The 13,259-nt window shown below is 53.7% G+C and carries 12 protein-coding genes and 1 riboswitch; of the genes, 9 read left to right on the top strand and 3 right to left on the bottom strand.

Annotated elements, in window-relative coordinates:
• Nucleotides 1-108 precede the first annotated feature (108 nt).
• From KIH86_RS07440 to KIH86_RS07430, 3 genes are all read left to right on the top strand, one after another.
• A complete protein-coding gene (locus KIH86_RS07440) occupies nucleotides 109-828 on the top strand; it encodes a flavodoxin family protein (protein ID WP_223085057.1) in 720 nt (239 codons plus the stop codon).
• Nucleotides 829-1,163: 335 nt separating this feature from the next.
• Complete coding sequence (locus tag KIH86_RS07435) at nucleotides 1,164-2,045, top strand: ROK family protein (protein WP_223085055.1); 882 nt, start codon at nucleotides 1,164-1,166, stop codon at nucleotides 2,043-2,045.
• Between the two features lie 237 nt (nucleotides 2,046-2,282).
• Nucleotides 2,283-3,326, top strand: coding sequence for an HRDC domain-containing protein (locus KIH86_RS07430; RefSeq protein ID WP_223085054.1), 1,044 nt, complete (start codon nucleotides 2,283-2,285; stop codon nucleotides 3,324-3,326).
• On the opposite strand, the gene KIH86_RS07425 is transcribed toward KIH86_RS07430, so the two are convergent.
• Nucleotides 3,323-3,523, bottom strand: coding sequence for a hypothetical protein (locus tag KIH86_RS07425; protein ID WP_223085052.1), 201 nt, complete (start codon nucleotides 3,521-3,523; stop codon nucleotides 3,323-3,325). The two genes, KIH86_RS07430 and KIH86_RS07425, sit on opposite strands and share 4 nt — an antisense overlap.
• 63 nt (nucleotides 3,524-3,586) lie before the next feature.
• Complete coding sequence (corA, locus tag KIH86_RS07420; RefSeq protein WP_223086048.1) at nucleotides 3,587-4,522, bottom strand: magnesium/cobalt transporter CorA; 936 nt, start codon at nucleotides 4,520-4,522, stop codon at nucleotides 3,587-3,589.
• A gap of 417 nt (nucleotides 4,523-4,939) precedes the next feature.
• Nucleotides 4,940-5,069, top strand: a riboswitch (SAM riboswitch).
• An 85-nt stretch (nucleotides 5,070-5,154) separates the two neighbouring features.
• Between corA and metA the strand changes: the two genes are divergently transcribed.
• The 3 genes from metA to mqnC all read left to right on the top strand — a co-directional run bounded on the left by metA (nucleotide 5,155) and on the right by mqnC (nucleotide 8,873).
• Complete coding sequence (gene metA, locus KIH86_RS07415) at nucleotides 5,155-6,072, top strand: homoserine O-acetyltransferase MetA (RefSeq protein WP_223085050.1); 918 nt, start codon at nucleotides 5,155-5,157, stop codon at nucleotides 6,070-6,072.
• Between the two features lie 117 nt (nucleotides 6,073-6,189).
• Complete coding sequence (locus KIH86_RS07410; RefSeq protein ID WP_223085048.1) at nucleotides 6,190-7,371, top strand: aminotransferase class I/II-fold pyridoxal phosphate-dependent enzyme; 1,182 nt, start codon at nucleotides 6,190-6,192, stop codon at nucleotides 7,369-7,371.
• Between the two features lie 365 nt (nucleotides 7,372-7,736).
• Complete coding sequence (mqnC, locus tag KIH86_RS07405) at nucleotides 7,737-8,873, top strand: cyclic dehypoxanthinyl futalosine synthase (protein ID WP_223085047.1); 1,137 nt, start codon at nucleotides 7,737-7,739, stop codon at nucleotides 8,871-8,873.
• Between the two features lie 106 nt (nucleotides 8,874-8,979).
• On the opposite strand, the gene KIH86_RS07400 is transcribed toward mqnC, so the two are convergent.
• Entirely contained in the window at nucleotides 8,980-9,159 is a 180-nt protein-coding gene (locus tag KIH86_RS07400) for a transcriptional regulator (protein WP_223085045.1), read from the bottom strand.
• 170 nt (nucleotides 9,160-9,329) lie between these two features.
• Between KIH86_RS07400 and KIH86_RS07395 the strand changes: the two genes are divergently transcribed.
• The 3 genes from KIH86_RS07395 (at nucleotide 9,330) to thrS (ending at nucleotide 12,777) form a co-directional block, all read left to right on the top strand.
• Nucleotides 9,330-10,172 carry an SPFH domain-containing protein gene (locus tag KIH86_RS07395; RefSeq protein WP_223085043.1) on the top strand — a complete coding sequence of 281 codons (843 nt, stop codon included), beginning with the start codon at nucleotides 9,330-9,332 and terminating at the stop codon, nucleotides 10,170-10,172.
• A gap of 12 nt (nucleotides 10,173-10,184) precedes the next feature.
• Nucleotides 10,185-10,361: a hypothetical protein gene (locus KIH86_RS07390; protein ID WP_038694678.1), complete on the top strand. Its 177-nt coding sequence runs from the start codon at nucleotides 10,185-10,187 to the stop codon at nucleotides 10,359-10,361.
• Nucleotides 10,362-10,836: 475 nt separating this feature from the next.
• Nucleotides 10,837-12,777, top strand: a complete 1,941-nt coding sequence (gene thrS / locus KIH86_RS07385; protein ID WP_223085042.1) for a threonine--tRNA ligase — start codon at nucleotides 10,837-10,839, stop codon at nucleotides 12,775-12,777.
• Nucleotides 12,778-13,259: the final 482 nt, after the last annotated feature.

Below are 13,259 nucleotides of genomic sequence, written 5' to 3'. Positions count from 1 at the left end.
CATAGTGTAACCTAGATAAACAATATGTATACAAAGGATACCGCAACATTTTTATATAGTCAATTAATAGGGGATAAGTGCAAATACATACGAGGAGGAGATGAAGAGATGACCAAGGGTATAAAAATAGTTGGTGTGATCAGCAGTGCGAGAGCTGCCGGCAATACAGCTGAACTTGTACGAACAGCATTGAAGGGTGCAGAAGCGGAAGGAGCTTCCGTGTCAGAAATTTTTCTGGCGAAACACAAGCTGGGATTTTGTACGGGCTGTTTAAAATGTACTGCCGAAGGGATATGTCCGCTTCCCGATGACCTTGAGGAATTAAGAAAATTGGTGTATGAAGCAGATGGCATTATAGTTGGGTCACCCACCTATGCGTCAGATTATAACGGCATTCTTAAAAATTTTTATGAACGACTGGGAGTATATACATTATATACCTCATCATTGGGAGGCAAGTATGTTGTTGGAATTTCCACATCAAATGGCAATGCAGCCAAAAAAACAGCCAAGAAGATTGTTGGGGTGTTTAAACTTGGTATTTTTCAAAGATCCTACGTTACGGGAACCTTGGGTGTCAGAATTATGGTGAATGGGGAGGAAAGGAAAGTTCGGGAAAATGAAAAAGCATTGAAAGCAGCATTTGATCTGGGAAGAAAAGTAACAAATGACGCTAAAAAAGGCGAGAAGTACTTGTTTCAAAATTTGCTTCTCAGACTGATTGTTCGTCTAAAATTAAAGCCTTTTATGCGGAACTATATAATGCAAAAAAAAGATGGCAAAGAGAAAGCCACCTATCATAATTTGAAACAAAGGGGATTGATATGACAACTAGCCGGGCTGCTGCCACCAGTAGAATTTCCATTCCGGCTTTAGCAACAGTGAAATAAGTCCCCGTATTCCGCAGGATCGTCCTCAGGTTGGCGATACTTCAACTGGACTATGAGGAAACCGATGATTATGGTAATGAATGCAAACGGATTAATTGGCGCATAGCGCCACGACGGATCGTGGAAGTACGCCGCTCTCTTGGCAAGCTGCGGTTTCATAAACCCTCTATGTCAACCGCTTGTCATATCGCTTGGTCTCTTAGTATAATGGAGTAGGAAATGGGATTAACCGGGTTTGAAAGCGCATGCTTGAATCAGGAGGGGACACGGATAATGCAAGTATTGGGCGCGATTGAAGCGGGGGGAACGAAGTTTGTGTGCGGATTGGGTCAAGAGGATGGAACCATTCTCGATCGGGTAAGCTTTCCCACTACTACCCCGGAAGAAACAATGAAGCAGGTGTTTGACTATTTTAGCGGCAAGCCGGTCGAAGCGATTGGCATCGGCTCGTTCGGGCCGATCGATCCGGTTCCGGGAAGCCCGACTTACGGCTATGTTACGACGACTCCCAAGCCCCATTGGGGAGGATACAACCTGGTCGGTGCAGTGTCAGAGGTAATGAATGTGCCGATCGGCTTTGACACCGACGTCAACGGTGCAGCGCTCGGCGAGTATACCTGGGGAGCTGCGCGCGGATTGGACAGCTGCCTGTATATTACAGTGGGAACCGGGATCGGAGCGGGCGCGGTCGTTGGCGGCCGGCTGATTCACGGCCTATCCCATCCGGAGATGGGGCATATCTTCGTCCGTCGGCATCCGGAGGACAAATACGAAGGCTTCTGCCCTTATCATAGGGACTGCCTGGAAGGACTTGCGGCCGGACCGGCGATCGGCAAACGCTGGGGCAAGCCTGCGGCCGAGCTTGAGCCCGGACATCCTGCCTGGGAGATGGAGGCTCATTATCTTGCCCACGCGCTGATGAATTACGTGCTGATTCTGTCGCCGCAGAAGATTGTGATGGGCGGGGGCGTAATGAAGCAGAGCCATTTGTTCCCGCTGATCCACTCGAAGCTGCAGGAGCTCTTGAACGGCTATGTGTCGCATGCCGCGCTTGCCGCTGACATCGAGAGCTATGTCGTTCCACCGGAGCTGGGGGACAATGCCGGTCTCACAGGAGCCATAGGTCTGGCGAAGCTGGCCCTTTCAAGAGCTTAGAATTTCTTCCTTGCGCAAAAAGGGATTGACTGTTCCGCTAAATATGGTATTGTATGGATGAATAGTATACCGGAACCAAAGAGGAAGCGCCTCTTTCACGATTTACGTGGGAGAGGCGTTTTTTTGCGTTCGGACGCAGGCCGCTTCAGAGTTATCCTGATAGAATGAAGGCTTCTGCGGCCGTTCCGGCTTTGGCGCCTATACTGTGACAAAATCATTGGCAAAGGCGGGAATGCAATGCAAATCGTATTTATGAACCGGTTGACGAAAGCGGAGGACGAGCCGTCCGGGGGCTGTGCCCAGGTATGGATCGGCGAGGAGGAAGGCGTCTGGAGTCTGGGATGGCGGGAATTTGCCGCAGGAGAGGACCATGCCGACTCCATCTGGTACGAAGGGAGCTCCTGGAATGAGCTGCTCGGCGTATACCGGCATCAGCTCGCCGTGAAGATGGCGGAAGGCTACCGGGCGCTTATCGACGGGGCTTTTCACGAAGAGGAGCCGGCAACGGCCCGGAATCAGGAGCAGCTGAAGCTGCAATATTACAGCGAGCTGTACGGGGATGAAACCGTGCATGAGGAGTTATGCGCATGGAGAAGACGAAAGTCGTCAGCGGAACGGAAAGCTCCGTATTTATTGGCAAGCAATCGTCTGCTTCGGATGCTCAGCGCCTATCTTCCGCGAACGATGGAAGAGCTGCTGCAAATTCCCGGCGTGGGCGAGGCGAAGGCGGCGCAGTATGGCGAGGAACTGCTGGGCATTACCTCGGCGGCCGAACGAAGCCATGAATTTCCTTTGAGCTGGGTGGCGGGGAAGATTGAAGAACAGGCCTATGTATCCTGGCTGTACAAGCAGAAGGAGATTAAATACCGGAAGCAGCTTGAACGCTTAAGGCTGCGGAGGCTGATCCTGCAGGGCATGGCGGACGGCCTAGGCGTGGAAGAGCTGAAGGAGCGCGGGGCCTGCTCCCGCCGGGAAGTGCTGGAGACCGTCGAGGAGCTTGATAAGGAAGGCTACAGGATCGATCCCCTTATCGACCGGGAGCTCTCGGAGATGACAGCCGAGGATCAGAAGAATGTGTGGGAAGCGTACCGGGAGCTTGGCGATCTGCTGCTGAAGCCGGTTCTGCATAAGGTATACGGGGAGCAGTTCGCCCCGGCCGGAGGGCTTGAGCCGTATTATGAGCGCCTTCGGCTGCTCCGGATTCGCTTCCGCAGAGAGAATGGAGCATACCGTCAAGAAGACGGGGCGAAGACCGGCACAGACAGAGGGCGTCCGGCTTAAGCGACAAGGGTGGTATGTGAGGTGGCGGCGGCGATCTGCTGGTTGCGGTCATCAGTGAAGCAGCGGCCATACGACGCATGCGTCAACATTGAGCTTGCAGCTACTATGGAGCTTACGATCATCATGACCATGCGGCTATTGCGGGCCAACCGGTCATTATGGCCCATCCGGTCATCATGATCTCTGCGGCAAGTCAAACAAAAACCTCCCGCAAAAATGCGGGAGGCCCTGACGTTCTCTTGACGGAATATGCGTAAGGATCACAGCCATTCTTTTTTACGGAATATATAGAGCATCCCGCAGCCCAGCACCACCATGACGCCGATAACGCCATAGTAGCCGTATTTCGTATGGATCTCGGGGATGTTCTCGAAGTTCATTCCGTATATGCCCGTAATAACGGTGAGGGGCATGAATATCGTTGTAATCGCTGTGAACACCCGCATGATTTCATTCGCCCGGTTGGCGATACTGGACTGATAGGCTTCGCGCAAGTTGCCCATCAGATCGCGGTAAGTTTCGAATGTTTCGGATATCTTCACGGCGTTCTCGTAAATGTCGCTGAAATATTTCTGCAGCTGATCGTCGATCAGACGGAGATCTTTTTTGTTCAGGGTGTTGACGACTTCCTTCTGCGGGCCGAGCATCTTCTTCAGCCACAGAATTTCGCTTCGCAGACCGATGATTTCGCTAAGATGAGTCTTCTTGGTATGCATCAGGATATCTTCTTCCAGCTTCTCGATCCGCACTTCGATCCGATCGCCGACGGCGAAATAATTGTCCACGACAAGGTCGATGAGCAGGTAGAGGAAACGGTCGGGTTCGTTGACTTCCTGTTCCCACAGAATCGGCTTCACGGCACGCAGCTCGTTGATCTTCTGCTTCGTGACCGTAATGATAAAGTGCCGGCCCAGGAAAATATTCAGCGCCCGGAGGAAAATCTCCTCGTCGTCAAAACGGATGCTGTTCACTACAATAAAATAATGGGATTCATAAATTTCGATTTTGGGCCGCTGTTCCTCATCGCTGAGACAGTCCTCCACGGCCAGATCATGCAGGTTGAACAGGGGCTGCAGCAGTCCCAGGTCATCTACATCGGCGTCGATCCAGTAGAATCCTTCCTTTGGCGGAGCAAGGGTTGCTTCAATATCGTCGACAGGCGTAAATACGCCTGCGTTAACCAGCCGGATTTTCATCTGATTCACTCCTTCTTCCCCTATCTTGCCCAGGGATATGCTGTAAAAAGCACAAGGAAGACATCAGCTTGGCCGGCAGTTTTGCACACAAAGAGGCCGCTTAAATTCCGAAGGCATGAAGAAGAAGGGCTCCCGCCGCCGGCAAGCTGATGTTACTCCTGTACGGTTGTTCCTGATCGGCATTGTGCCGCTTACTCGGGTCGCCTTCCATTCTTCTTCTCACCTCTTTATAGTCGCAGAATTGGTCGATACCTGTCTGTCTTGCTCAAAACCCTTGTTCAGTATAACGCCGGAGTTAGGCTCTTTCAAGCAAAATTGTTTGTTATATTTGAAGCTGCAACATCAGTATATGGACTTGACGAAGATAAGGTTCATCACTTATATTGAATAGTAAGAATTTGAACTGAATATGAACCGATCTTATCAAGAGCAGGTGGAGGGACTAGCCCGATGAAACCCGGCAACCGGCGGTAAACGCACGGTGCTAATTCTTGCGGAGACGTACCCGGCAGCAATTGCGGGAGAGCGTGACTCTGGCAGATGAGAGAGAATCATAGGTGTATACATATGACCTTTCTCGTTTGTGCGGGAAAGGTTTTTATTTTGCAAACATGATGAAGGAGTGACCTAGAGTGCCTATCAAGATTCCGGACAGCCTGCCAGCCAAAGAGATTTTATCCGGGGAAAATATATTCGTCATGGATGAAAGCCAAGCCTTTCACCAGGATATCCGCCCCCTTCGGATTGCCATACTGAATCTGATGCCGACGAAAGAGACGACCGAGACCCAACTGCTGCGTCTGGTAGGCAACTCGCCCCTTCAGGTCGATGTAACGCTGCTTCACCCGAGCACCCATACCTCGAAGAACACCTCTGCCGAGCATCTGAAGAGCTTCTATAAGACATTCGATGAAATTTCAGACCGTCGTCTGGACGGACTGATTATTACCGGTGCGCCGGTGGAACAAATGGAATTCGAGGACGTGAACTACTGGGAAGAACTGCAGCGCATCTTCGAGTGGAGCAAGGACAACGTAACTTCGACCATGCATATTTGCTGGGCGGCGCAGGCGGGGCTGTACTATCATTTTGGAGTTCGCAAAATCGGACTCTCCGAGAAATGCTTCGGGGTGTTCCCGCACACCGTGTTGGCGCCGAATACCAAGCTGCTGCGCGGCTTTGACGAGCTCTTCCATGTGCCGCATTCCCGGCATACGGATATCTCCCGCGAGGATATCGAGAATTCTCCGGATCTGCAAATTCTGGCGGAGTCGGAGGAAGCCGGTATTTATCTGGTCGCCACACGCGACGGCCGCCAGATCTTCGTAACAGGGCATTCCGAATACGACCCCTTCTCACTTAAAGGGGAGTATGAACGCGACGTCGCCAAGGGAATGGATATAGCCCTGCCGAAGCATTATTTTCCAAATGATGATCCGACCCGGATGCCGCCGGCGGTATGGCGGGCCCATGCGAACCTGCTGTTCTCCAACTGGCTGAACTACTACGTCTATCAGGAGACGCCCTACGACATCGGACCGATGATCTGAAATCACAGCCCGGCATGGCTTCAATTAGGCAATAACCAAAATCATTATATGCAGACAGGCTGAGGGCCTTTGACGTCGGGATGCCTGACCCGCATGAACAATCGGGAGGAAATAACCATGAACGACAAGCTCAAAATTGAAAGCAGGCTCGCCCAAATCGGCTCCCAGGAGGACCCGGCCACCGGCGCAGTGAATTATCCGATCTACCAATCCACAGCATTCCGGCATCCGCGCCTGGGACAGAGCACAGGCTTCGATTATATCCGGACCAAGAATCCTACACGCTCGGTACTCGAGAGTGCGGCCGCCGAGCTGGAATCCGGTGATGCGGCTTTTGCCTGCAGCTCCGGCATGGCTGCCCTGCAGACGATCTTCGCCTATTTCAGCCAGGGCGACCACCTCATCGTCTCCCTCGATCTGTACGGCGGGACATACCGGATGCTGGAGCGGATTATGTCCCGGTTCGGCATCTCCGCTTCCTATGTGGATACCAATGATCTTGAAGCGCTGGAATCGGTGCGTAGAGAGAACACGAAGGCAGTGTTCATCGAGACGCCGACCAATCCGCTGATGATGATCACGGATATCGAAGCGGTCTGTACATGGGCCAAGCCTCACGGCCTGCTGACGATTGTGGACAACACGCTGCTTACCCCATACTTCCAGCGGCCGCTTGAGCTTGGCGCCGATATCATTATTCACAGCGCGACCAAATATCTCGGCGGACACAACGATGTGCTAGCCGGCCTGATTGTGACGAAAGGCGAGGCGTTGACGCAGGAGATGGCGATTCTGCACAACTCCATCGGCGCCGTGCTGTCCCCGAGCGACAGCTACCAGCTGATGAGAGGCATGAAGACGCTGGCGCTGCGGATGGAGCGGCATGAGAGCAATTCGCTGGCCATCGCGCGCCATCTGAAGGAGCATCCGGCGATCGCGGAGGTATATCACCCCGGGCTTTCGGATCATCCTGGCTATGAGGTTCAGCGCCGCCAATCGAGCGGCAACACCGGCATTTTCTCCTTCAAGGTCAAGAATGCCGCTTATGTGGAGCCGATTCTGCGCCACATCAAGCTGATTGCCTTTGCAGAGAGCCTCGGCGGCGTCGAGTCGCTGATGACATACCCGGCGGTCCAGACACATGCGGATATCCCGGTTGAAATCCGCGACGCAGTCGGCGTCGACGATCGTCTGCTGCGCTTCTCGGTCGGCATCGAGCATGTCGATGACCTGATCTCCGATCTCGATCAGGCGCTGGAAGCGGCACGGGTAGAGCTCGAAGCTGCTGCCAGCCTGTAAGGAGGATCGGTCTTCTGATCGCGTGCCGTTACGCATCCCGAAGAAATTCCAGTCCGAAATTTATCAGCCCGTTTGGCGGGTGGACAGGAGCGTCGCTTTGACGCTTCTGTTTTTTTGTTTATGCTAACGCCCGGGCTCGTTCTCTCGTTGAACGTTTGTTGCAACAAGAGAGATTTATCGGGCGCTCATCCTCGTTTTTTTCAGGTTTCTCAGGCTAAAAGGGATGCCGCCCAGGAAAAAGACATTTTTCAAGCAGGGACGGATATGTTACCATGAATCCACGGACATATTCGTTGTCATACAAATTTTAGTGAATGTTAGGTAAGCCTGGAGTTTAGGCTTGGGCTGTATAAGGAGGAGATACGATGAGCGTGATTGACGCCATTTTGAACAAAGCACTGCAGGGTGAACGCCTGGGGCTTGAAGATACGGTTAGACTGTTTGAGAGCAATGAAATCGAGAAGATGGGCGCCGCAGCGGATGTAATCATGAAACGCTGGCATCCGGAGCCGGTGGCGACCTTTGTAATCGGCCGGAATGTTAACTATACGAATATTTGCGACGTGTACTGTCGCTTCTGTGCATTTTACCGCAGACCGGGCTCTGAGGAGGGCTATGTGCTTCCGGACGAAACGATCTTCGAGAAGATCCGCGAGACGATCGCGGTGAATGGAACCGAGATTCTGATGCAGGGCGGCACCAACCCGAATTTGCCATTCAGCTATTATATGGACCTGCTGAAAGCCATCAAGCAGCGCTTCCCGGGGATTACGATGCATTCGTTCTCACCGGCAGAGATCATGAAGATGAGAGAATTGTCGGGCCTGACGCTCGAAGAGACGCTGCGGCAGATTCACGCCGCCGGCCTCGACTCGCTGCCGGGAGGGGGCGCAGAGATTCTGGACGACCGTACCCGCCGCAAAATCAGCCGTCTGAAGGGCTCCTGGCATGACTGGATGGACGTCATGAAGACGGCGCACCGGATCGGCATGAACACGACGGCAACGATGGTGATCGGACTCGGCGAGAGCATGGAGGAACGGGCCTTGCATCTGCTGCGCGTCCGCGACGCGCAGGACGAGTGCATCGGGAACAACTATAACTCCGAGGGCTTCCTGGCCTTCATCTCCTGGACGTTCCAGCCGGACAATACGAACCTGAAGCTGTCCCGGCAGACGCCGGAGGAGTACCTCAAGACCGTTGCGATCAGCCGGCTTGTTCTGGACAACATCAAGAACTTCCAGTCTTCCTGGGTAACGATGGGACCGGAGGTCGGCAAGCTGTCCCTGCAGTACGGCTGCAACGACTTCGGCAGTACGATGATCGAGGAGAATGTCGTATCCTCCGCCGGAGCTACGCATAAGGTCAATATTGAGCAAATCCTGCAAATCATCCGCGAAGCCGGCAAAATTCCGGCCCAACGCAACACGCAATACGATATCCTGAAGGTATTCGACCGCGAGGATGCCAAGGTGGAACGCGATTTTGTTATGCAGAACTAAATATTGAACACAGCAGAACAGCCCGGGCCTCAGCGGTCCGGGCTGTTTGATATGCCTTTAAGATCGGCTTAAGGCTGGATGGGTTGATCAAGGGCCGCTGTGCGCATTACTCGGCAGCTTCCCATTTGCAGCGGATGGGGGACACGATCGCCTTGTCCTTTTTCAATTCGGCAAAAGCCTTGTCGATTTCCTTGCGGTCCAGGCCCGACAGCTTCTCCACTTCACCTGCGCTCACCGGCTTGCCTGCCGATTTGATGGTTTCCAACACCTGCTCCTTCACGCTCATTCTGCTCACCTCCCGCAACACATCGGCTTATGCCGACGCTTCATATAGGTTTAATGGTACAAGGATTGCGGTTAGGCGGCAGTGATATTTTTCTGAGAACAGATTTACATCTATATCCAAAAGTGATATCATGAATATATCAAATACATATCCTTTTGGAGGTGCCTTACATGAAAGAAAAAACGCTTCGCCCCATCAACGGCTTCTGGATCATCGCCTTGATTGCCTTATGCACAGCGGGAGCAGTCTACTGGTTCATTCAGGAATACGTGGCGTTGCCGGTCATTCTGGTTGTCATTGGGTGTATTCTGTTGACCAGCATTACAGTTGTGCAGCCTAATAAATCCGTCGTCGTTACATTCTTCGGCCAATATGTAGGCACGATTTCCAGGAGTGGCCTGTGGGCGGTTATTCCGTTCAGCATCCGCAAGACCGTATCTTTGCGTGTGCGCAACTTCAACAGCGTCAAGCTGAAGGTCAATGATGTCGAGGGCAATCCGATTGAAATCGCCGCCGTTGTCGTGTTCAAGGTGGTTAATTCCGCCAAGGCGCTGTTCGATGTCGACAAATACATGCAGTTCGTCGAGATTCAGAGCGAGACAGCGCTTCGCCACGTGGCAAGCAAATATCCATACGACGGGTTCAGCGGAACGGGCATGTCCCTGCGCGCCAATGCGGAGGAGATTGCCGGGGAGCTGGCAACAGAGCTTCAGGAACGGTTGACCATTTCGGGGGTTGAAGTGCTTGAAGCGCGTCTGACGCATCTTGCCTATTCGACTGAAATTGCAAGCACGATGCTTCAGCGTCAGCAGGCCAACGCCATTCTGTCCGCGCGCCAGATCATTGTGGAGGGAGCTGTGGGCATGGTTGATATGGCGATCAAGCAGCTGAAAGAGAGCGGCGTCGTCGAGCTTGACGAAGAGCGGAAGGCGGCCATGATCAATAATCTGATGGTTGCTATCGTATCCGAGCGCGGAGCCAGCCCGGTAATTAACGCCGGCTCGCTGTACTAAGGCGGTCTTCCAATGGCGGCCAAGAAGAATTTTCCGCTGCGGATCGATCCCGCGCTGTACGAGGCGCTGGAGCGTTGGGCGGGAGAGGAGTTCAGGAGCGTAAACGGACACATCGAGTATTTGCTGAGAGAGAGTCTGAAACGCGCCGGACGCTTGCCTGGCCGTATGTCACGGGATAGCGACGATTAGCCGCAAAGCGCCCGTAGCGGAAAAAATGAAACAGACTTGACGGAAGAAGCCGGCAGATTTATAATTACACATTATTCGCGCAAGCAGCGTTGACAAAGACATGAATCGATTTCTCGGTCCGTCCAGAGAGAGGGAACGTCCGGCTGTAATTCCCTCCGGTATCCGGCTATTGATTTACCCCTTTGTAGCTGCGGTTATGAACCTTTCGGACAGCTCTCCGTCAAGAAGCGGGGACGGCATGTCTGGAACCAGTAAGAACCGCCGGCTCATGGCCGTTACCCCATGCTGAACAAGGATTCTGCGGTCGTAAGCGTACGCGGAATTGAATTTGGGTGGAACCACGGGTGATCAACACTCGTCCCTCTGGCGGGACGGGTGTTTTTTGTTGCGTGGATATTGTCCGTTCCGCAGAACCTTCCGGCGGCAGCAAACGCCGCTACAGACAGGTACTATCAACCCAAGGAGGAAGAAACAAATGGCAGTAAGCATCAAGTTACCGGACGGATCGGTTCGCGAGTACGCGGAAGGCAGCAGCATCGACGATGTGGCGGCCTCCATCAGCAGCGGGCTGAGAAAGAATGCCGCCGCAGGCAAATTGAACGGTGTAATCGTCGATCTGGCGGCTAAGCTGAATGAAGGAGATCTCGTTGAAATCGTAACGCTGGATTCCACTGAAGGATTGGAAGTTATGCGTCACAGCACAGCCCACCTGATGGCACAGGCCGTCAAGCGCCTGTACGGGGCCAAAGAAGTGAAACTGGGCGTCGGTCCGACGATTGAAGACGGATTTTATTATGATATGGATCTGGAGCAGCCGCTGAATCCGGAGGATCTCCAGAAAATCGAGAAGGAAATGGAACGCATCATTTCCGAGAACCTGCCGATCGTGCGCAAGGAGGTCAGCCGCCAGGAAGCACTGGATATCTTCGGCGAGCTTGGCGATCCTTACAAGCTTGAACTGATCCGGGACCTGCCCGAGGACAGCGTCATCACCATTTACGAGCAGGGCGAATTCTTCGATTTGTGCCGTGGCCCCCATGTTCCTTCGACCGGCAAAATCAAGGTGTTCAAGCTGATGAATGTGGCCGGCGCATACTGGCGCGGCGACAGCAAGAACAAGATGCTGCAGCGCGTGTACGGCACCGCCTGGATCAAGAAGGCGCAGCTGGACGAGTACCTACACCTGCTGGAGGAAGCGAAGAAGCGCGATCACCGCAAGCTCGGCAAGGAGCTTGAAATCTTCACGTTCAACCAGCTCGTCGGCCAGGGCCTGCCGATCTGGCTGCCGAAGGGCGCCAAGCTGCGCAGCATACTGGAGCGTTATATCGTTGACATCGAAGCCAGCCTTGGCTATCAGCATGTATACACACCGGTTCTCGGCAACGTGGATCTGTACAAGACCTCCGGCCACTGGGATCATTACCAGGAAGACATGTTCCCGAAGATGACGATCGACACCGAGGAGTTCGTGCTGCGCCCGATGAACTGTCCGCATCACATGATGGTCTACAAGAGCAGCATGCACAGCTACCGGGATCTGCCGATCCGCATCGCGGAGCTTGGCACGATGCACCGGTATGAAATGTCCGGAGCCCTGACCGGTCTTCACCGGGTACGCTCCATGACGCTGAACGACTCGCATATCTTCTGCCGTCTGGACCAGATCAAGAGCGAATTCAGCCGTGTTCTGGAGCTGATCGACCGGGTATACCGTGACTTCGGCATTCATGAATACCGCTTCCGCCTGTCGTACCGCGATCCGCAGGACACCGAGAAATACTTCCAGAACGACGAAATGTGGGAGACCGCGCAGCGGATGCTCCGCGAGGTTGTCGAGGAAGCCGGTCTGCCGTTCTACGAAGCCGAAGGCGAAGCGGCGTTCTACGGTCCGAAGCTTGACGTGCAGATCAAGACCGCTCTTGGCAAGGAAGAGACGCTCTCCACTGTCCAAATCGACTTCCTGCTGCCGGAGCGCTTTGAGCTGGAATATGTCGGCGACGATGGACAGAAGCATCGTCCGGTCGTGCTGCACCGCGGCATTCTCGGCACGATGGAGCGTTTCGTAGCCTTCCTGCTGGAGAACTTCGCAGGCTCCCTGCCGCTGTGGCTGTCGCCTCAGCAGGTGAAGGTCATTCCGGTGTCGAGCGCATTCGACGACTATGCCAAGGAAGTCGTCGATAAGCTGACCCGTCAGGGCCTTCGTGCCGAAGCCGATCTTCGCAATGAGAAGCTCGGCTACAAGATCCGCGAAGCCCAGTTGGAGAAGCTGCCGTACATGTTCATTGTCGGCGAGAATGAAATGAACTCGGCTTCCGTCTCCGTCCGCAAGCGGGGTGAGGGCGACCTCGGAGCCAAGCCGCTGGATGAGGTAATCGGCAGCCTGGTTCAGGAAGTCTCCTCGAAAGCCATTTTCTAGATTGGATATGTGACCGGACAACTTAACCGGTAAGTTATCTATAAGACCTCTGTCATATGCCCCATCCGGTGGTTCAACTGCCGGATGTATAAAATTTCGGAAAACGGGAAACCTTCGCTAATAAGGGGGAGGTTTTCATGATGAACGAAATGGGTAAATGGCAGAGGTCTTGGTGTATTGCAGTAACGATTGTATTTATGTCAGCATTGTTGATTCTATATATGAAGCCGGAGAACGGGAAGGTGGAAGCCCCGGTTCCCGGCAGCCCGGCGGAAGCAGGCGTTGTTTCGCATATATCGCCGCTGCCGATTCAACAGGCGCCTGCTGTGAAGCGGGCGGTGGAAGTACCGGTCCGGGTGACCGGAAATGTCCGGCTGGTCCGGGCCACTGTGTTTGAACACCAAGCCGAAGAGAAGGTCGTGGCTTACGGCACGGCGCCGCTTCGGGCGGTCTCCGTTGCCGTCCGGTCCACCACGCTGTCC

The organism is Paenibacillus sinensis (assembly GCF_019904155.1).
Lineage (GTDB): Bacteria > Bacillota > Bacilli > Paenibacillales > Paenibacillaceae > Paenibacillus_AQ > Paenibacillus_AQ sinensis.
This window is presented reverse-complemented; position numbering and strand designations above follow the sequence as displayed.